General features: G+C 51.7%; 16 protein-coding genes. 6 read left to right on the top strand and 10 right to left on the bottom strand.

The genetic code is table 11. The features are described from left to right. Positions 1-75 precede the first annotated feature (75 nt). Complete coding sequence (locus AB4Z29_RS20465) at positions 76-1,578, bottom strand: amidase family protein (protein ID WP_441944847.1); 1,503 nt, start codon at positions 1,576-1,578, stop codon at positions 76-78. Between the two features lie 268 nt (positions 1,579-1,846). Between AB4Z29_RS20465 and AB4Z29_RS20460 the strand changes: the two genes are divergently transcribed. Next, positions 1,847-3,196 carry an aminotransferase-like domain-containing protein gene (locus tag AB4Z29_RS20460; protein WP_441944846.1) on the top strand — a complete coding sequence of 450 codons (1,350 nt, stop codon included), beginning with the start codon at positions 1,847-1,849 and terminating at the stop codon, positions 3,194-3,196. A 2-nt stretch (positions 3,197-3,198) separates the two neighbouring features. Here the strand turns inward: AB4Z29_RS20460 and pruA are convergent, their stop codons facing one another. The 3 genes from pruA to AB4Z29_RS20445 are packed head-to-tail and all read right to left on the bottom strand — an operon-like array spanning position 3,199 to position 6,903. Then, positions 3,199-4,746, bottom strand: a complete 1,548-nt coding sequence (gene pruA / locus AB4Z29_RS20455; RefSeq protein ID WP_441944845.1) for an L-glutamate gamma-semialdehyde dehydrogenase — start codon at positions 4,744-4,746, stop codon at positions 3,199-3,201. A gap of 37 nt (positions 4,747-4,783) precedes the next feature. Further along, positions 4,784-5,686 (bottom strand): arginase, encoded by a 903-nt coding sequence (gene rocF / locus AB4Z29_RS20450; protein WP_441944844.1) that lies wholly within the window; start codon positions 5,684-5,686, stop codon positions 4,784-4,786. Between the two features lie 5 nt (positions 5,687-5,691). Beyond that, entirely contained in the window at positions 5,692-6,903 is a 1,212-nt protein-coding gene (locus tag AB4Z29_RS20445; RefSeq protein ID WP_441944843.1) for an ornithine--oxo-acid transaminase, read from the bottom strand. Positions 6,904-7,069: 166 nt separating this feature from the next. On the opposite strand from AB4Z29_RS20445, the gene AB4Z29_RS20440 reads away from it, so the two are divergent. Further along, entirely contained in the window at positions 7,070-7,372 is a 303-nt protein-coding gene (locus AB4Z29_RS20440) for a hypothetical protein (protein WP_441944842.1), read from the top strand. On the opposite strand, the gene AB4Z29_RS20435 is transcribed toward AB4Z29_RS20440, so the two are convergent. The 6 genes from AB4Z29_RS20435 to AB4Z29_RS20410 form a co-directional block, all read right to left on the bottom strand. Beyond that, positions 7,369-8,343: a phosphotransferase family protein gene (locus tag AB4Z29_RS20435; protein WP_441944841.1), complete on the bottom strand. Its 975-nt coding sequence runs from the start codon at positions 8,341-8,343 to the stop codon at positions 7,369-7,371. The genes AB4Z29_RS20440 and AB4Z29_RS20435 overlap by 4 nt on opposite strands. A 64-nt stretch (positions 8,344-8,407) precedes the next feature. After that, on the bottom strand, positions 8,408-8,701 hold the full coding sequence (locus AB4Z29_RS20430) for a DUF6509 family protein (protein ID WP_441944840.1): 294 nt from the start codon (positions 8,699-8,701) through the stop codon (positions 8,408-8,410). 111 nt (positions 8,702-8,812) lie between these two features. Then, positions 8,813-9,745 carry a manganese-dependent inorganic pyrophosphatase gene (locus AB4Z29_RS20425; protein WP_441944839.1) on the bottom strand — a complete coding sequence of 311 codons (933 nt, stop codon included), beginning with the start codon at positions 9,743-9,745 and terminating at the stop codon, positions 8,813-8,815. Positions 9,746-9,952: 207 nt separating this feature from the next. Then, positions 9,953-11,674, bottom strand: a complete 1,722-nt coding sequence (locus tag AB4Z29_RS20420) for a methyl-accepting chemotaxis protein (RefSeq protein WP_441944838.1) — start codon at positions 11,672-11,674, stop codon at positions 9,953-9,955. Between the two features lie 251 nt (positions 11,675-11,925). Then, positions 11,926-12,513: a biliverdin-producing heme oxygenase gene (locus tag AB4Z29_RS20415; protein WP_441944837.1), complete on the bottom strand. Its 588-nt coding sequence runs from the start codon at positions 12,511-12,513 to the stop codon at positions 11,926-11,928. Between the two features lie 243 nt (positions 12,514-12,756). Continuing rightward, positions 12,757-13,977 carry a helix-turn-helix domain-containing protein gene (locus tag AB4Z29_RS20410; protein WP_441944836.1) on the bottom strand — a complete coding sequence of 407 codons (1,221 nt, stop codon included), beginning with the start codon at positions 13,975-13,977 and terminating at the stop codon, positions 12,757-12,759. A 177-nt stretch (positions 13,978-14,154) separates the two neighbouring features. On the opposite strand from AB4Z29_RS20410, the gene AB4Z29_RS20405 reads away from it, so the two are divergent. Genes AB4Z29_RS20405 through AB4Z29_RS20390 form a run of 4 tightly spaced genes read left to right on the top strand, consistent with a single transcriptional unit; the run spans position 14,155 to position 18,319 of the window. Further along, positions 14,155-15,204, top strand: a complete 1,050-nt coding sequence (locus AB4Z29_RS20405) for an ABC transporter substrate-binding protein (RefSeq protein ID WP_441944835.1) — start codon at positions 14,155-14,157, stop codon at positions 15,202-15,204. Positions 15,205-15,228: 24 nt separating this feature from the next. Next, positions 15,229-16,107: an ABC transporter ATP-binding protein gene (locus tag AB4Z29_RS20400; RefSeq protein ID WP_441944834.1), complete on the top strand. Its 879-nt coding sequence runs from the start codon at positions 15,229-15,231 to the stop codon at positions 16,105-16,107. Further along, positions 16,100-16,936, top strand: coding sequence for an ABC transporter permease (locus tag AB4Z29_RS20395; protein ID WP_441944833.1), 837 nt, complete (start codon positions 16,100-16,102; stop codon positions 16,934-16,936). The genes AB4Z29_RS20400 and AB4Z29_RS20395 overlap by 8 nt, the downstream gene beginning before the upstream one ends. Before the next feature lie 15 nt (positions 16,937-16,951). Continuing rightward, on the top strand, positions 16,952-18,319 hold the full coding sequence (locus tag AB4Z29_RS20390; protein ID WP_441944832.1) for an LLM class flavin-dependent oxidoreductase: 1,368 nt from the start codon (positions 16,952-16,954) through the stop codon (positions 18,317-18,319). Positions 18,320-19,295 lie beyond the last annotated feature (976 nt).

Below are 19,295 nucleotides of genomic sequence, written 5' to 3'. Positions count from 1 at the left end.
GCAAGCGAAGCGGACTGGCAAGTCAAATTGTTAGCGCTCTCATATGCTACAACATCGCCAAGCTTAATTACGTCGTTAAAGGGAGCTCTTAAACGATGCCCTTTCTTGTGGAGGGAATCGGTGCTTTGTCGCCTGCTCATATCCGTAAGCCAGCTTAATGAGCGTAGGCTCGCTGAAGGCGGTCCCGATAAAGGTTATACCCTGCGGTCCTTTGGTCACATAACCTTCATCCGCCGTTATTCCATGCTCTGCATAGCCGCCGGGAACCGTTATGACGGGATAACCCGCTCTTGCCGCCAGGTCGTCGCCGCTCTCATCGCCAAGAAATAGAAGCGCGTCCAAACGATGCTCCTCCAAAGCAGCATCAAGCCCCCGCTTGCCTGCCAGCTCCTTATTTTGCCGCAAGCTATCCACATATTCCTGCCCTGTCAGCGTCCCGCTCGTTTCCTCCGACGAAATCAGCGTGTCTTGACCATACTTTAATGCGATTTCGGCATGCTCCTTGTTATAAGCAATCAGCTCCGCAAGCGTATGGACCGGAACCGATGCCGCAAGACCGCCCAAGTAGTCGTTCAAATATTTCTTAAACTCATATCGCAGCACATGCCAATCCCACTCCACCTGCTCGCATGCCAGCTCAACGGGGTCAATGATGACGGCACCTGCCGCCTTCAAATCCGCGATAGCCGCTTCGATGACAGCCAAGCGCTCCTCATCCAAATCCTTATAGTAAAAACGCGGAATTCCGATTCTAGCCTGCTTCATATATTCCGTGTCCAAGAAGACCGTGTAGTCGCTGAAGCCATGCTCCGCACCGGTCAATGTAACCTCGTCCCGCTCATCTGCTCCGACGATCGCACCGAGCAGAATGGCTGCGTCCGTTACGGTTCTCGCCATCGGCCCAGCCGTATCTTGGCTCGCCGTAATCGGAATAATGCCCGCACGGCTGACTAATCCTATCGTCGGCTTGATACCGACCAATGACGTTTGGCTTGCCGGACTAACAATGGATCCCGAGGTTTCCGTCCCAATGGCAGCAGCTCCCAAATTGGCGGCAACCGCAGCAGCAGAGCCAGAGCTGGAGCCGCCAATAAACAGCTCCCCCGGGCCGTACGGATTAAGCGTCAAGCCGCCTCTGGAGCTATATCCCGCCCACATCGAACCGGACATAAAGTTTGCCCATTCCGTCATATTCGTTTTGCCCAGCAGTACGGCTCCCGCTGCCCGCAGCTTGGCGGCTACGCCTGAATCCGAAGCGGCGAAAGAGCTGGCTAGCGCTACAGAACCTGCGCTCGTATGCATAAGGTCCTGCGTATCGATATTGTCCTTCAATAGGATTGGAATCCCATGCAGCAGCCCGCGCACCTTGTTTGCTGACCTTTCGCGATCCAACGCCTTGGCTATTTCTATGGCATCCGGATTCACTTCCAAAATAGATCGAAGCACAGTATCCTGTATCGCAATACGCTCCATATACAACTGAACCAGCTCTTCCGAACTGAGCCAGCCCTCCTCCATCGCCTTCTGCATGCTCATGATATCTGCTTCTATAATCCAGTCCTGCTTATTGATTTTCATGGATATCCTCCTATAACACCTCGTACTTGCAGCTCTACTCCTCAAGAATATCCAGTTTATGGGGATCTGTCACCGTAACGAATAGGTATAGTTAAACTTTCCCACGCAAAGCGCAGCTTTCATCGATTATCCTGCTGTAATTACGCAAGCCTTGATTTCCTCCACCTGCTACGCCTGCTGCCAGGTCCATCGTGTCGCTTTTAGCCCAGCATGCTACAATAGATGAATAGGCATCTGTATCGGTACAGAATTCGGAAGGAGCTTGCCCATGTATAGGTATATGCAGCTCATGAACAATCTGGAGGAGCTTATTGCAGCTACTCCCTATAAGGACGGCCATAAGCTTCCTTCTATTCGCACGCTCGCCAGCCAATTTGCATGCAGCAAAAGCACGATTATTAAGGCATTGGAAGAGCTTGAGAAGCGTCATCTCATTTATGCTATGCCGAAGAGCGGCTACTATGTAGTAAAAGGAATAATCAGCGCTGACGACAGCACAGGCAGCATGCTGGATTTTGCCCAGACGGCGCCTGACCCCGCCTTGTTTCCCTATCTGGACTTTCAGCACTGCATCAACAAGGCGATCGACACCTACCAAAAGGATTTGTTCCTTTACGGCACCTCCAAAGGAATGGATTCCCTCATTGAAATGGCGCGCAAGCAGTTAACGAGCTACCAGGTGTTCGCAGCAGAGCAGCACGTGTTCATCGTATCCGGCATTCAGCAGGCGCTGTCGCTGCTTGCCGCGATGCCCTTCCCGAATGGCAAAAGCCAAATTCTTATCGAGCAGCCCGGCTATCATCTATTCCTCTCGTATTTGGAGACGCGCCGCTTGCCGGTCATTGGCATTGAGCGCGGTCATGCGGGGCTTGATTTCGACCGATTGGAGACCCTTTTCCGCACGGGAGATATTAAATTCTTCTATACGATGCCCCGCTTTCACAATCCGCTGGGCTGTTCTTACACACGCAAGGAGAAGCAGCTGCTTGCCAGACTCGCTGCCAAATATGACGTATATATCGTCGAAGACGATTATCTCGCGGATTTCGAGCAGGACAGCAAAGCAGATCCGATCTATGCCTACGACAGCTCGTCCCATGTCATTTACTTGAAGAGCTATTCCAAAATCATTTTCCCAGGGCTGCGCATCGGTATCGCCGTCCTGCCCGACAGCCTAACGGAGCCGTTTCGCGAGTATAAGCGGCAAAATGACATCGACAGCTCCATGCTCTCGCAGGCGGCGCTGGAAATCTACTTGCGCAGCGGCATGTTTGAGCGCCACCGCTCCAGAATCCGTGACCGCTACGCTGCAAGAGCCGCGCTGCTTGATTCGGCGCTTACGCGAGAAGCCTCTGTCGGCGGCGCCTTCACTTATATTCGCCCTAAGCAGCCGATGATTCATACGCATATCTTGCTTGATCCCTCCCTATCGGAAGCAACAATCATCAGCCGCCTGCAGCAGGAATCGATTCTACTCCAGTCCATTGAGCCCGACTACTTGTCCGGTTTCCCGCGAATGAATCTATTAAAGCTGAACGTAACCAACGTGAAGGAAGATCGCATCGAAGAAGGAATCGGGCGGATTATCGGCTTAATCGCCCAATCCGCCCGCAAGTGACCTTACCACTTCTCAGATATGACCTTCGCCTGCGTGAAGAGCAGCAGATAGTCGCGGCCGCCGGCTTTCGAGTCCGTGCCTGACATATTAAAGCCGCCAAAGGGATGAACGCCGACCAACGCACCCGTGCACTTGCGATTCAAATAAAGATTGCCCACATGGAACTGCTCGCGTGCTTGCTCAAGGCGGCTGCGGTTCCGTGAGATAACCGCGCCCGTCAAGCCGTATTCCGTATTATTGGCAATCGCGATCGCCTCATCGAAATGCGCAGCCCGGATGAATGCCAATACAGGCCCGAATATCTCCTCTTGTGCTACCCGAGCATGAGGATCAACATCCTTAATGATCGTCGGTTCGATAAAATAGCCGCTGCTGTCGCCAATTTTCCCGCCCAGCACGATCGTTCCTTCGCTTCGGCCGACCTCGATATATTTCAGAATGCTCAAATACGCACGCTCATCGATAACTGGTCCCACGCAGGTGTCCTGCTCGCTTGCTTTCCCCAGCTTAAGCTGCTTCGTTCTCTCCACTACCTTCTCGATAACCTCGTCGTAGACAAGCTCATCCACGACCGCTCTTGAGCAAGCGGAGCATTTCTGTCCGGCATAACCAAAGGCTGAGGCCGTAATCGCGTCGGCGGCAAGCTCCAAATCCGCATCGGCATCGACGATAATCGTATCTTTGCCGCCCATTTCCGCAACGACCCGCTTCATCCATCGCTGCTCCTGCTGAACGCCGGAAGCCTTCTCGTTGATGCGAAGCCCAACCTCCCGCGAGCCGGTGAAGCATATAAAACGGGTAAGCGGATGCTCCACTAGAAAATCGCCCACCTCGCTGCCCGCACCAGGCAGGAAATTGACGACGCCACCTGGCAAACCCGCTTCATCCAGCAGCTCTGCGAACTTGGCAGCAATAACGGCGGTTGCGCTGGCAGGCTTCAGCACGACGGTATTGCCCGCCACAACAGCGGCCATCGTCATGCCTGCCAGAATGGCAAGGGGGAAGTTCCAGGGCGGAATAATAATGCCGACTCCGAGCGGGATATACACGAGTTCATTGTCTTCCCCGCCGATCGCGACAAGCGGCTGACGTTCTGCGAGGCGCTCCATCTCGCGCCCGTAGAACTCTAGGAAATCAATGGCCTCAGCCGTATCCCCATCGGCCTCCGCCCAGCTTTTTCCCGCTTCGTATACGAGCCATGCAGAGAATTCATGCTTGCGCCGACGCAGCAAGGCGGCAGCTTTGTAGAGCACTCTTGCCCGGGCAGACGGTTCAACCCTTTTCCAATCCTCAAACGCCTCCGCCGCAGCAAGAACAGCCTGATGCGCAAGTGCCGTATCCGCTTGGGATACGATGCCTACGAGCTGATTGACATCGGATGGATTGATGGATTTGCGTTTTTGTATCGTTTCGATCCGTTCACCGCCGATCTTCAGCATATACTCCTGTCCGAGCTCCAGTTCAACCTTCCGAAGCGCCTCCTGAAAGTCGTTGATGCTGTCGGCCTTGCTGAAGTCGGTAAACGGCTCGTTCTGGAACGGCTCTCGCATAGACGTTGCCCCCTGTCGCTAGAAATCGATTCATGTCTTACAAGATTTGTTCTCCCAGCAGCGAACCGATCAGCTCTACCGCTAGACGAGCGGTTTGGTCATGCTGGTCCAGCACGGGGTTGACCTCAACGAATTCGGCTGAAGTCACAATGCCCGACTGATAGAGCAGCTCCAGCGCAAAATGTGCTTCCCGGTAGCTTAAGCCGCCTTTGACAGGCGTCCCCGTACCAGGCGCCTCCAGCGGATCAAGGCTATCGATATCAAAGCTGACATGCACCCCGTCCGTAGCCTGCTTGAAATGACCGATCACTTTTTCCATTACACGGGCAATTCCGAGCCGGTCGATATCATGCATCGTATAGCAGGCTATGCCTAATGAGCGGATATATGCTTTCTCTCCCGTATCTAGCGATCTGGCGCCTACTATCGCCACATGCTCCGGTTTTATTTTGGGAATAATGCCCCTCAGGCCCGTAAGCAGCGGGATTCCGCTACCAAGGCTAATGCCGAGCGACATGCCATGGATATTGCCGGACGGACTCGTGATCTCCGTGTTCAGATCCGAATGGGCATCGAACCAGATGACGCCCAAATTCGTATAATGCTCGGCTAATCCCGCAATCGTCCCGATCGAAATGCTGTGGTCGCCTCCAAGCAAAAGCGGGAATGCGCCATCAGCTACCAGCTCCGATACGCGCTCCGCTAATTCGCTGCTCATCTGATGAACCTCTGCCAAATGCTTGGCATTGGCCGATTGAAGCGGCGGCGGCTGGACCGCAGGTCTCAGCTCGCCCGCAAGCCGGTAATCAATGCTCAGCTCCGCTAATTTGGTCTCGAGCGAAGCTGCGTGCAGGATATGCGCCGGACCAAGTTCTGCCCCCGCCGTGCCGGCCCCTTTTCCAAAAGGAACCGATAACACGGCTACCTCTTTCATCCTCATAGCATTCACTCTCCTGCTGCTTCTCCATTGTGGAAAACCGACTGAATACGTTCAATCGCCCAATCGATTTCATCGGATGTTATCGTCAGAGGCGGCGCCAGCCTAATTACGAATTCATGGGTCTCCTTGCACAGCAGCCCTGCAAGCATAAGCTGCTCGCAATAAGCTCTTGCCGGTACAGATAGCTCAATGGCAATAAACAAGCCGCGCCCTCTAATTTGCACAATATCCGGATGCGTAAGTGCAGCCAGCTTGCTCTTGAAGTAGCTCCCAAGCGAAAGCGAGCGTTCCGCAAGCTCCTCTTCCTCGATCACGGCCAGTGCAGCAATCGCAACGGCGCAGCTTAGCGGATTGCCGCCAAAGGTAGAACCATGCGATCCCGGCTCGAATACGTTCATAATGTCAGCATTAGTTGCTATAGCAGACACAGGCAATACCCCTCCGCCAAGCGCCTTGCCAAGGATGTATAGATCCGGGACGACCGCTTCCCAATCGCATGCGAATCTGCGGCCTGTTCGCCCGAAGCCGGTCTGAATTTCATCAGCGGCGAGCAGTACGTTATTGTCCTTGCACAGCGTAGACACCGCTGCAAGAAACCCATCAGGAGGAATCCGAATGCCTGCTTCACCCTGGATCGGCTCAAGCAGTACAGCTGCTGTATTGTTGTTCATGGCCGCCCGAAGCGCCTCGATATCACCGTATGGAACGATTAGGAAGCCTGGTGTAAACGGACCGAAGCCTGCCCGGTAGCCCTCGCTCGATGAAAAAGAGGTTACGGTCAAGGTGCGCCCATGGAAGTTTCCTTCAAAGACGATAATCTCCGCATGATCCTCAGGTATTTGCTTAACCCTGTACGCCCATCGACGAACTGCTTTGATTGCCGTCTCAACCGCCTCCGCCCCCGAGTTCATGGGCAGAATCCGCTCCTTGCCTGTATAGGCGGCGAGCTTCGCGCAGAAAGCGCCCAGCGTTTCATTATGAAAGGCTCGCGACGTCAGCGTAACCTTATCGGCCTGCGCCTTTAATGCCGCAATAATGCGGGGATGGCGATGTCCTTGATTCAAGGCGGAGTATGCGCTCAGCATATCCATGTAGCGCATGCCGTTCGAATCCTCCACCCATACGCCTTCTGCGCTGCGAATCACGATCGGAAGGGGATGATAATTATGGGCGCCGTATTGCTCTGCCAGTTCGATATGCGTATGTGCCCTATCCATCACCTGCTCCTTTCCGCAAGCTTTGCAAATATAGCCTTTTTTGAATGTTATGCGGCGACACGGCGACAAATAACAATGGAAGCAGCCAGAGAGCTGAAGAAAGAAATATTTCTCTTGTGTGGAGGCTGAATGCTTGCTTTAATATGAAACGGGGGGATTGTACACGATGAGAAATAAAAAGGTTTTTTTTACGATGCTTATTAGTCAAATTTTGTTCGGCCTTTTTACGCTGATTTGGTTTTTTGTTTCATTAATGTCCTTTATGATCTTTGACAACCCGAACGGCGAGAATATGTTTTGGCCGCTTCTGCTGTTCATCTTGAATTGGCTGTATCCGGTAGCCTTAATCGCATCCATTATTATCAGCTGGGTGCTGTACCGCCGCGATAAAATGAAAACAGCGGTAACCATATCACTGGTTCCGCTGCTTTGGGTGCTTGCTCTCGCAAGCTTATTTCTATTCGCCTAAGGACGATCATGCTCTGCGGCTTCTAGAAACCGCGCCCAGCCTTGAGTTACGTTATCCTGCGCCCATTGCAGATGCGCCTCGTCCTCGTACTGCCTGAACGGGCACTCTATGCACATAATAAGATCCAAATACAAATCATAGAGTGCTCTTCGGCGCAGCTGCTCCGGAGACAGCTCCTTCAGTCCGTAACCCGCCAGGAAAGCTGCTGATAGATTAAAATGGCTGAAATAATGCTCCATCAGCGGATCGCCCCAGAGAGCCCGCTCGAAATCGATAATGCCGGATACTTTGCCATCTTTGATAAAGACGTTCCCGTCCCATAAATCCCATGAAATAAGTCTAGGCTCCGTTATTTCATCTAAAGCGGCCGCTCTCCTCTCCGCTTCGCTTCGAATCGTCGCATAGCTCGCAGGCAATACCACCCCTTCTCTTTCTCCGTCGGCAAGCACTCCGAGAAGAAGATTCATGAATGTCTCTCGCCAGGATATGAAGACTTCCTCTGCAGCTGCGTACAGCCCAAACCGTTCTCCGCGAATTTCATTCAGCTCGCGGTTATATACGCCCAGCTGGTAGTCGATTCGGGCTTTCTGCTCCTCTGTCAAGCTGGATTTAACCTTGTTATACGGCTCTCCCTCCAGCTTCTCCATGATGAAATATTCGCAGTCTACCAGAGATTCGCTGACGTCATGTGCATAGACGGACGGCACAGGCACCTTTCCGGCCTGCTTCACCAGCTGCAGCACCTCTACCTCCGTTTTCATCAGCCCTCGCTCATAGCTCATCAGCTTCGTGCCTGCTGGCGGGGCCGCCTTTACGATGACTTGCTTCCCGTCCTCCAGCGTAACGAGATAAGCGGCATTCGCCCAGCCGTCTGTCAGCTCGACAGCCGCTGACGCGCCTTGACCAAGAGCCTTCCGCGCGATCGCGGACAATTCAGCTTCGGTCAGCTTTCTTTTCGTTGAGCTCTCCATTCCTAGTCACTACCCTTCATCCATAGTAAGGGGCATCCTGTTTCGACATGACTTAGCTATGTTATTACTCGGCTTTGTCGTAGTGCTCGGTACAAAATGCGAGCACCGTTTGCTCCTCGTCCTCTTCAAGCTCGAAATCCAGATAGGCATTCGTCGCCCTCGTCAAAAACTCATATTTGGCTACTCTTGAGCCCGCTTCTTCCACGACAAAGATAACCCTTAAAGAGATTCCGTCCTCCTGGTAAAGCTCATCGTCCTCTTCTACCTCCAGATCCAGGACCATTTCGTATCTCTTCCCTGTCAAAATGCCGTAAGGATCCTTCACTAGCTCACTGCTGTATTCTGTTATCGTAAACATGCTATGTCCGCTCCCTTTTGGTTGATTCATCCATTCGTATAGTGTAACAAAAACAGCCTGAAACTTGAAATACAAGTTTCAGGCTGTTTCTCTGCTGCGCAATCTATCTTCTTACAGGCTGCTAAGCGTTTCCGTAAGAACAGGTACAATTTGCGATTTACGGGATACAACGCCCTTCAATACCGCTTTGCTATCGGACAGCGTTACGTTGTACGCTTTCTCTACAGCCGCAGCTTGAGCGCCTAGCGCAAGCGCCACGGAATCGTTGTTAAGAATATCCGTAACGACCAGCAAGAACAGATCCAGTCCTTTTGTTGCGATAATATCGTTAAGAGCCGCTTCCAGCTCAGCTTGACGGGAAAGAACATCGTTTGTGTCCACCGCGTTTACTTGCGCGATTTCAACCTTGTAGCTGCCCATCGAAAACTCTTTCGCATCAAGGGAGATCAGCTGCGCGATCGTTTTGTCGCTTAGGTCTGCACCTGCTTTAAGCATGTCCAATCCATAGCTGTCTGCGTCAACACCAGCGATTTCAGCAAGCTCGCGAGCTGCTGCAACGTCCTGCTCCGTGCAAGTCGGCGATTTGAACAGCAAGGAATCAGAGATAATTGCAGACAGCATAAGGCCGGCAATTTCTTTGCGAATTTCCACGCCGTTCTCTTTGTACAATTTATTCAGAATCGTTGCTGTGCAGCCTACGGGCTCCGCGCGGAAGTAAAGCGGCGCGCTTGTCTCGAAATTAGCAATACGGTGATGGTCGATAACCTCAAGCACCTGTACTCTATCGATATCGTTCGCGCTTTGTTGACGCTCATTATGGTCAACCAAAATAACCGTGTCGGTCTCGTCAGCCACGTTCTCGATCAAGCGAGGTGCTTTGATTCCGAAATAATCAAGTGCGTATTGGGTTTCGCCGTTTACGTCTCCAAGGCGAATCGCCTCAACGTCAGCGCCTAGCTTTGTTTTCAGCTCAGCATAAGCAATAGCGGATGTGATGGTGTCAGTATCCGGGTTTTTGTGCCCGAAAATAAGTGTTTTAGTCATTTCGAGTACTCCTTAAAGGTTATTTGTCGGGAGAGCCATAACAACGATTAGCGGCTCAAGTCCTTTGGTACAGTATACACCAGACGCGTGGGCGGCGGCAGATTAGATACCAGCTTGTCTACTAAAAACCATTATAGCTTTAAGTGCTTCTTATTCCTATAACTTTACACCGAATTAAATCATGAAATTTGTAAAATATATGAGCAACTACACGATAAAACGCTTATTCAATGAAGTAAGCTCATTGGACATTTCGCGAATTTGCTCCGCCGACGCGCTGACTTCATCCATCGAAACAATCTGGGCGCCCGAATTCGCCGCAATGCCTTCGAAATGCTGAGCCGCAAGCCTTGAGATTCGCTCCATCTCCTCAACTGAGGCTGCTACCTCCTCGGATTCTGCGGATACTTCCTCCGAAGCAGCCGACACCTCCTGCAGCTGTACGTTAACCTGCTCCAGACCGGTCACAATCGACCGGAAAGCCGCTCCTGCATCCTTGACCAGATGAAGCCCCGTCTCGACCGACTGCGTATTCGATTCCATATCAGAGGACAGCTTCGCCGTTTGCTCCAGAGTCGCGGAGATTAATTCCCCTATCTGGGTCGCCGATAGCTGAGATTGCGTCGCAAGCTTGCGAACCTCCTCCGCAACGACAGCGAAGCCCTTGCCGTTCTCACCGGCATGAGAAGCTTCGATCGCTGCGTTCAGCGCAAGCAAATTCGTCTGCTTCGCAATGCTTGCCATCACGTTCGTAATTTCACCGATCTCCCCCGATCGGCTTGCCAAATGTTTCGTTGCTGCCAGCATAGACGAGGCGGTCACGTGGATCGCTTCCATCTCGGCCATCGCATGAAGGATGAGCTCGTTGCCGCGCTCCGTCTGGTCCATTGTCTCCTTGGCTACATCCGACACGATAGCAGCCGACTCTGTAATCCGAAGCATACTGTTCGTCATGCCTTCAACCGCCTTGGTCATATCCGCCGCTCGAACGACCTGGATGTTGGCGCCTCCAGAAGCATCCTGAATGCTGGCTGCAATTAATCGACCGGCTTCAGTCGTGTTCCTTGCATGGCTCGTGACGCCTTCCGAGGTGTGGAGCAGCCGCTCGGAATTGTCACGCATGCTGCGAATAACCGTGCGCGTGTTCGTAACGAGCTGATCGAAGGTATGGGCGAGATGGCCGATTTCATCCTTGCGGCTCGCCCTGATTTCTACCGTCATATCTCCTTCTCTGACTCTGGCAACCTGTGAGGTCAGCTTCAGCAGCGGTCGCGTCAAATAGCTGGCCAGCAAAAACACGAGCACAATGCCTGCGGCGATGATACCGCTCGTCACATAAAGGGTGGCCTTGCGGTTATCGTCCATCAGCGCGTAGACATTCGTTGCGTCAAAGTCTGCTCCCACGATGCCGAGCAGCTCGCCCGCCTTATTTTTCAAAGGCACGTAAGCCGTTATCGTCGCCCCGTATTCAGAATCGTTTGTCAGCTCGCCGATTTGCGGTACGCCTTCCTCGAACGTTGCCACCATTCCCGGGTATTCGTTCTCCTCGGGATCGCCAAGCGCCGAGAAATCCTCTGGATCTATGTCCAGTGGCGCCCCGTCGACTACATAATAATAAACAGCCTTGCCGTCCTGCTCCGACTTACCCAGCGTATAGACGTATTTCAAACCGTTCATTTCTCTCATTGCGTTCAATTGCTCCCGGAGCTGGAAATAATAGTCCGTTTCTCCTCCTTCCACGCTAAGCTTTGCGAAAGCTTCCACGTCCACCAGCTTTGCTGCGCTCTCCGCAACCAGCTGCGCCTGTGCGCCTAAGGATTGCTCAACGAGCCCCGTCGACGAGCGATAAATGGTTATACCGAGCACCGTCCCAGCAAGCAAAATCAACATGGAGAAAAATAAAACCATTCTCGTCAATAAGCGATTCAACCAAAATGCCCCTTCCCGAATAACAAACTAATGTTGACACTATTTTACAAGATTCGACGGCATATGTTCTACTATTAGTTTTCAAATAATATGCCCATAGACGCAAAAAAAGCCGTCCCTTGCCATCAACGATGGCTTTCGGAACAACTTTTTTAGTTGTCTACTCAATCTGTTTCATTGACAATATCTGCCACACAAGTATTGCCCTATCTTATCCTGGCTTCCTTCATGTGTGTAGACATACTTCCAAACTATTCGTTTAACCATGCTTCCAACGTACCGAAGGTGCTTTTAGCTGCTTCAATGACTTGCTGAGCCGCTTCCTCTGAATTAATCGACTGCTCAACTTGCTCACGGAATTCTGCCCACTTGGCGCGTGTTTCGGTGCCGTATGCGTTAAAATATTCCGTTCCTTTGTTTTCCTGCTCCGCTAGGGGAAGAAATTTACGAACCTGCTTTGTAATGATTTGTCCACCTAGTGTCGACCCTTCAATGACATACATATAGCCAAGCGCTTGCGGCACCGTGTAAAGCTCCGGCAGCTTGCTGCATTCCGGCAAACCGTTAATTTCTTGTGTGCTTCGTCCAAGCGTAAGCAAATCACGCTCGAGAAGAGGGGATTTCGTTCTCTGCCCCATAGCCTCTCCGAATTCGCCCCAGCCTGACAATTGAGCAATCAGCCGCTCCGCAGGCTTAATGAAGCCATAAAACTTTTCCAAATAGAGAATGTATTCCTCTTGCGTCAAGGTTTGATTCATAATGGCTTTGGCATAGCGATTGCTCTCGATCTGAACATGATTCGAGGCTGTTTCTTCGCGCAAACGGGTCATGATGCTCATTGGTCATCTCTCCTTTTTAATAAATAAACAAGTATGGATAATCAATAACGTTAAAATGGCTTCATAAACAAGTCCATTTGATCCAATTTCCATTTCTCACAGCAAGTGGCATATCTTTTATTATAAACGCTCGCATTTCAATACCCAAATAGAAATATCTTATACAACTTTGCGAAGCGCGCAGACGATCGGATGGCTTCAATTTGTCTGTGAATGCCATCATCCTATACTGCTGCGAGCCCTCTAATACACCTGCTCCTGCTCCCATTCCCCGGCAAGCAATCCCGTATCCGGCAGCGGCAAACGCAGCGCCTGCAAGGCTTCTTCCAAATAGCCCGCATCATGCTTGATAGCTGCATCATGTATAAAAAAACCGCCCTCAAGCCGTGCATTCTCTTGCTTCAGCAGGTTAAGCGTATGGATATCTTTCTTATATAAAGCCGAATCCCATCTTATTTTTTTCACGACACGGCTCATCAGATCTGAAGGAATCCCTTTCATTCGCCCAATGATCTTCCCGGCTTGTGCCGGCTCGCTGCGAAGAAACTGATGTACGCGAAGATGCGCCTTCAGATAGGCCACGACGACCTCGCGGTTCTCACGGGCCCAGCTCTCTTCGGCAATAACCCCGGCCAAGTAGTCCTCGCCAAGCTCCTCCTGGAACAAAACCTGTCCCGTCCCATGATATTGCACGATGCTTAAGTAGGGCTCTACCAGCATGCCGCACTCTACCTGCTTGTGAACAATACCGGCCATCGTCGCATCCATGTTCTGATGTACGATTTGATTGGGACTGCCGCCGACCGCGCTGAGCAGCTTCGATAAGCGATAGCCAGGGCTTGATTGTGCTACGGTACGCATCTTGAGCTTTGATATATCGGATACCTCGCGAATGTGAATGCCTTTGCGCACAACAAGCGAGATTCCATTCCCACGCGCCGACTTACCATCGAAAGCGAGCAGGATAGACTGGAACGATGGAAACAGCTGTGCCAAAGAGCTGCTGAGCGCAATGGGATAATCCCCCATGGAAGCAATCTGCACATGTCCGCCGATCATACCCTTCAATAGCTCCGGGCCGTTGGCGGCATCCACCCATCTCACATCGCCCTTCCGTCCCGGCAGCATTCGCTCCAGCTCCTCTTCGAACCAGCCAAGCTCCTTCATTAGTGTAGAACCCCATACGTGGGCATAACCGCTTTGATAACCAATTGTTATGATTCCCTGCTTCTGGCTTGCACCCTGCTGAGACGCGGCTAAGTCAATGGGCGATTGCTGCGGTATGCCAGAGGAATGATGCTTGATCCAGCTCTCCAGTTCTAATTTATCGATCAGGATCTCTTTGCCAAGCTTCGTGAAAGGCAGTCGTTTCTGCTTGCGCCATCTGTCAAAGGTCGATCTGCTGACCCCAAGCATATCCATTGCCTCATGTATCGATAGTAGATTGAGCCGCTTGTCGACCATTCAATGCCCGCCTCCTTTGAAATGCCAAAGCCTATATCGTCATTCAACTTCATTCATGGTCATTCGTCGTCATTTCGTTGACACTAACTCTGGATGGATCATATAGTCAATTATAGAAATTAATCCTTAGTAAGTCTATAGGATTATTATACATTCGAACCATAGGAGGGTTATTACATGAAAGTATCATCGAATAAAACCATTCATATCCTGCTCATCTTGCTGCTTGCTTCCGCCTTGGCGCTCTCAGCCTGCGGCAAGAAGGAGGAAGCCGTTACTGCAAGCTCCTCGGCCAATGGAGAGCCTGAGGTAGCAGAGCTCCGCTACCAAGGCTGGACCGGCTCCGTATCCTTTCCGGAGCTTGCGGAGGATCTGGGCTATTTGGCGCCGCTGAAGCTGAAATATATCGGGAACACCATAAGCGGACCACAGGATATTCAATCTGTCGTCACGGGCGACACTGACTTTGGCGGTGCCTTTAACGGAGCCATCGTCAAGCTGATAGCAGCAAAAGCCGAGATCACCTCCGTGCTTGCGTATTACGGATCTGATGAAAGCACCTGGACCGGCTATTACGCTCTCGACGACAGCCCTATCAAGACAGCGAAAGATTTGATCGGCAAAAAAGTCGGCATGAACACGCTCGGCGGTCATCACGAGGCCGTTATCAAGGAATATTTGTACCGTGCAGGGCTTACGCTTGATGAAATTAAACAAGTAACACTCGTCGTTGTACCGCCCGTATCAACAGAGCAAGCGCTGCGCGACAAGCAAATCGACATCGCATCGCTCGGCGGCATTTTGCGAGACAAGGCACTTGAGCGCGGAGGCATCCACCCCCTCTTTAAGGATACAGACCTGTTCGGCGTTTTCAGCGCAGGCAGCTATGTGCTCTCTAACAAATTCATTAAAAAGAATCCGAATGCGACTCGTTTGTTTGTCGAAGCGACAGCCAAAGCGATTGAATGGGCTCGCATTACGCCAATAGAAGAGGTCGTTGCAAGATACGAGTCCATCATCAATAAACGCGGCAGGAAAGAGGACACCTCATCGGTTAAATATTGGCGAAGCACCGGGGTTGCCGGCAAAGGCGGCTTCATTTCCGATAAGGAATTCGACACATGGATCAACTGGTTCGAAGCTGAAGGTTCGCTTAAGAAGGGCCAGGTCAAAGCAGCCGACTTATATACGAATGAATTCAGTCCCTACTTGAATGAAACCAAATAATTCACCAACAGGAGGAGATTGCGCATGACAGCCAAAATCAGCATCCAGCATGTCCAGAAATCTTTTCGCATCAAAAGAAACCTGGGCCACCTCGCGGAAAACACTCAGCCCATATCGGCTTTGCAGGATATTAATCTGGAGGTGAAGCAAGGAGAATTCATGGTCATCGTCGGGCCAAGCGGCTGCGGCAAATCCACCCTTCTTGATCTGCTGGCAGGCCTTACGAAGCCAAATAGCGGACAGATTCTGCTTGATAACAAGCCCCTTGCAGGTCCTAACCTGGATCGGGGAATCGTATTCCAGCAATATGCGTTGTTCCCTTGGAAAACGACAATCCAGAATGTCGAGTTTGGACTTGAGGCAAAGGGAGTAGGCAAGAAAGAACGCCGCGAGATCGCTCAGAAGCATATCGAACTCGTCGGACTCGCGGGCTTTGAGAACCGCTTTCCGCATGAGCTCTCCGGAGGAATGAAGCAGCGCGTAGCCATCGCTAGAAGTCTCGCTTACGATCCCGAGGTGCTTCTTATGGATGAGCCCTTCGCCGCGCTGGATGCCCAAACGCGGGAGACCCTGCAAAGCGAGCTGCTGCGAATATGGGAGGCAACGAAAAAAACGATTATTTTCATTACTCACGGCATAGAGGAAGCCGTCTATCTAGGTCAACGCGTAGCCGTTATGACTTCCCGGCCTGGGCGTATCAAGAAGGTTATTACCATCCCTTTTGAGGCCCGAACAAGCGAGGAGGATTTGCGTGCCAAACCTGAATTCGTGCAGCTTCGCCATGAAATATGGGATTTGCTCAAGGATGAGGTTAGCAGAGCCCAGGAGCAAGAGAAAACCAAGACGTTAAACAGCTTCTCAAACGGAAAATCGACTTTGAAAGGGGTGGCCGGCGATGGCTAACAGCAGCACAGGGGAAACGGTCGTTTTACGAGAGAACAAGAGCTTAGAAGCCGTGGAATGGTCACTGGCTAAGCTGCGAAGAGCCTTCAAATTTTCCATCGTCATTTTGTCGCTGCTTGTTTTCTGGGAGATCGCGCCGCGTGTCGGTCTCGTGAATGTGACGTTCTTCCCGCCGCTTACGGAGGTGCTTCAAGCATGGTGGCAGCTGTTCATTTCCGGGGACCTCGCGGAGCATATGACAGCCAGCCTGCTCAGGTCAGGCGGAGGCTTCCTGCTCGCCATCGTCATCAGCATTCCGCTCGGCCTCGCAATCGGCTGGTGGAAGCCGGTAGCGGAATATTTGAACCCGCTGCTGGAGCTTATGCGGAATACGGCAGTGCTCGCTCTTCTCCCCGTGTTCATTCTCTTGCTTGGACTTGGCGAAACGTCGAAGATTGCAATCGTGCTGTATGCTTGCTCCTTCCCGCTTCTGCTCAATACGGTAAGCGGCGTCAAGAACGTCGACCCGCTCTTGATCAAATCGGCACGCTCCATGGGGCTCACTTCGGTTCGCCTGTTTTACAAGGTCATCCTCCCCGCTTCGCTGCCTACGATATTCGTAGGCATACGCCAAGCAGGCGCCAGCTCTATTCTTGTGCTGGTAGCCGCAGAGATGGTAGGCGCGCAGTCTGGGCTCGGCTATTTTATCCAATATGCCCAGTTCAACTTTCAAATTCCGGGGATGTACGCAGGCATCATTACGATTTCCTTTATCGGTGTTGTCGTGAATTACTTATTGGTTGCGCTGGAGAAACGTTTAACGAGCTGGAAACAAACCTATAACGAATAGAAGGGTGCGATCGATATGAGTCAATCGAACAGGCAGCTGCATTTGAATTTGTTTATTATGAACGCGGGGCATCACGAGGCCGCATGGCGCCATCAAGGGACGGAGCCCCATAACATTACGGATATTGAATATTTTACAAGACTGGCTAGAACGGCCGAAGCCGCGAAATTCGATTCATTGTTCCTGGCTGACGGATTAGCGATTAACAACAATATCAAGCATGGGGCCTTCATCGGGCTAGAGCCCTTCACCCTGCTGTCCGCGCTCGCTTCCGTCACACAGCGAATCGGCTTAATCGGCACCGTATCCACCACGTACAACGAACCGTTCCATGTCGCTCGCAAGTTCGCTTCGCTTGACCATATTAGCAAGGGAAGAGCCGGCTGGAATATCGTAACCTCTGGAAGCTCTGTTGAAGCGAATAACTTTAGCAAGGACACGCATCTGGCTCACAGCAAACGCTACGAGCGTGCGAATGAATTCCTTCAAGTAACCACAGGATTATGGAACAGCTGGGAGGATGATGCGCTTATCATTGATCGTGATTCCGGCACGTTCGCTGACCACCATAAAGTGCGCAGCATTGATCATGTAGGTGATTCCTTCAAGGTGCGCGGCCCGCTCAATATTCCGCGGTCACCGCAGGGCTATCCCGTACTCGTGCAAGCCGGCTCCTCCGAGGACGGCAAGGAGTTTGCGGCGCAATACGCGGAGGCAATCTTTACTGCGCAGCAGACGCTGCAAGAGGCGCAGCGCTTTTATTCCGATGTGAAATCGCGGTTAGCCCATTATGGCCGTACAGCGGATCAACTGCTCATTCTCCCTGGCATCTGCCCGATTATCGGCCGTACGGAGTCGGAAGCAAAAGAAAAGGAGCAGGAGCTAAACGAGCTGACGGTTATCGATTATGGACTAACCCAGCTCTCCCATATGCTGAATGTCGACTTGTTCACCTATCCGCTCGATGGGAAACTCCCCGAGCTGCCGCGCCTTGAAGAAATCAACGGCAATAAAAGCCGCTTTCAATTAGTCGTTGATTTGGCAGCCCGGGAAGACCTGACGATCCGCCAGCTGCTGCACCGCCTTGCCGGCGGACGCGGGCATCGGACCTTCGCGGGAACGGCGCTCCAAATTGCGGACCAGCTGGAAGAATGGTTCGTGAACGGCGCCAGCGATGGCTTTAACGTCATGCCGCCTTACCTGCCGGCTGGCCTTGAGGAGTTTGCGGAGCAGGTTATTCCAGAGCTGCAGCGGCGCGGTTTGTTCAGAAGAGAATACAGCGGCCATACGCTTCGCGAGCATTTCGGCTTGGAGCGCCCGGCCAACCCGCACTCGGTTGCGAGTACGCCTGCTGCAGCTTCCCAAGCTGCGGCAAGCTTGTGAGGCTTGCAGGCACCCAGTAACGTCTGCCCTACGTTGCAGTTTCTGCAGTAGAATGACCAGTTAGCTCGGTAACAACCACTCTACATTGCAGTTTCTGCAGTAGAATGACCAATTAGCTCGCCAACAACCACTCTACATTGCAGTTTCTGCAATAGAGTGACCATTAGAACGCCAACAACCACCCTACATTGCAGTTTCTGCAATAGAATGACCATTAGCACGCCAACAACCACCCTACATTGCAGTTTCTGCAATAGAATGACCATTAGCACGCCAACAACCACCCTACATTGCAGTTTCTGCAGTAGAATGACCAGTTAGCACGCCATCACCCCTCTACATTGCAGTTTCTGCAGTAGAATGACCAGTTAGCACGCCATCACCCCTCTACATTGCAGTTTCTGCAATGAAATCAGCAGATTCTAGCTTGTTTCAGAGGAATTTCCCGTTTTCGTTGTACTTTGTACAACGTAGCCCCTCAGGTGGCAGCACATATGAGGTTTCTATTGTTCTTTCTGCAGCGTAGCTTTCATGATAGCTCAGACTAAACTAGGTTACTCCAAAACCCTAGTAACGTCTGAGCTACGTTGCGTTTCTGCAGCGTGGTTCCACTTTAGCGCGGACAACACTAAGAAACTCCCACCAAGTAGCCTTGGTTACTCCAACACCCTAGTAACGTCTAAGCTACATTGCGTTTCTGCAGCGTGGTTCCACTTTAGCGCAGACCATACAAGGTAACTACTAGGTAACTTGAATTAACCCAAGTAACATCCGCCCTACGTTGCAGTTTCTACAGTAGAATGACCATTTAGCACGCCATCACCCCTCTACCGGTCCAACCCCCTAATATTGGACACTGGGCGACTAAAGTGTGTGTTCTCTTATTAAACCGCCAGTTTGAAAGGAGTTACTTCGTTTTTCGCTAACTTCTCCAGAAATTCAACGGGTGAGTAGTCATACAAGCTCGAATGAATGC

The organism is Paenibacillus sp. 2TAB23 (assembly GCF_052115165.1).
In the GTDB taxonomy this organism is placed as follows: domain Bacteria; phylum Bacillota; class Bacilli; order Paenibacillales; family Paenibacillaceae; genus Pristimantibacillus.
Note: the sequence above shows the minus strand (reverse complement) of the source record. Positions and strands in the feature narration are given on the sequence as shown.

Coding starts and splice junctions, on each gene's coding strand:
- AB4Z29_RS20465 (WP_441944847.1), bottom strand. CDS start 1,578: ATGAAAATCAATAAGCAGGACTGGATTATAGAAGCAGATATCATGAGC.
- AB4Z29_RS20460 (WP_441944846.1), top strand. CDS start 1,847: ATGTATAGGTATATGCAGCTCATGAACAATCTGGAGGAGCTTATTGCA.
- pruA (WP_441944845.1), bottom strand. CDS start 4,746: ATGCGAGAGCCGTTCCAGAACGAGCCGTTTACCGACTTCAGCAAGGCC.
- rocF (WP_441944844.1), bottom strand. CDS start 5,686: ATGAGGATGAAAGAGGTAGCCGTGTTATCGGTTCCTTTTGGAAAAGGG.
- AB4Z29_RS20445 (WP_441944843.1), bottom strand. CDS start 6,903: ATGGATAGGGCACATACGCATATCGAACTGGCAGAGCAATACGGCGCC.
- AB4Z29_RS20440 (WP_441944842.1), top strand. CDS start 7,070: ATGAGAAATAAAAAGGTTTTTTTTACGATGCTTATTAGTCAAATTTTG.
- AB4Z29_RS20435 (WP_441944841.1), bottom strand. CDS start 8,343: ATGGAGAGCTCAACGAAAAGAAAGCTGACCGAAGCTGAATTGTCCGCG.
- AB4Z29_RS20430 (WP_441944840.1), bottom strand. CDS start 8,701: ATGTTTACGATAACAGAATACAGCAGTGAGCTAGTGAAGGATCCTTAC.
- AB4Z29_RS20425 (WP_441944839.1), bottom strand. CDS start 9,745: ATGACTAAAACACTTATTTTCGGGCACAAAAACCCGGATACTGACACC.
- AB4Z29_RS20415 (WP_441944837.1), bottom strand. CDS start 12,513: ATGAGCATCATGACCCGTTTGCGCGAAGAAACAGCCTCGAATCATGTT.
- AB4Z29_RS20410 (WP_441944836.1), bottom strand. CDS start 13,977: ATGGTCGACAAGCGGCTCAATCTACTATCGATACATGAGGCAATGGAT.
- AB4Z29_RS20405 (WP_441944835.1), top strand. CDS start 14,155: ATGAAAGTATCATCGAATAAAACCATTCATATCCTGCTCATCTTGCTG.
- AB4Z29_RS20400 (WP_441944834.1), top strand. CDS start 15,229: ATGACAGCCAAAATCAGCATCCAGCATGTCCAGAAATCTTTTCGCATC.
- AB4Z29_RS20395 (WP_441944833.1), top strand. CDS start 16,100: ATGGCTAACAGCAGCACAGGGGAAACGGTCGTTTTACGAGAGAACAAG.
- AB4Z29_RS20390 (WP_441944832.1), top strand. CDS start 16,952: ATGAGTCAATCGAACAGGCAGCTGCATTTGAATTTGTTTATTATGAAC.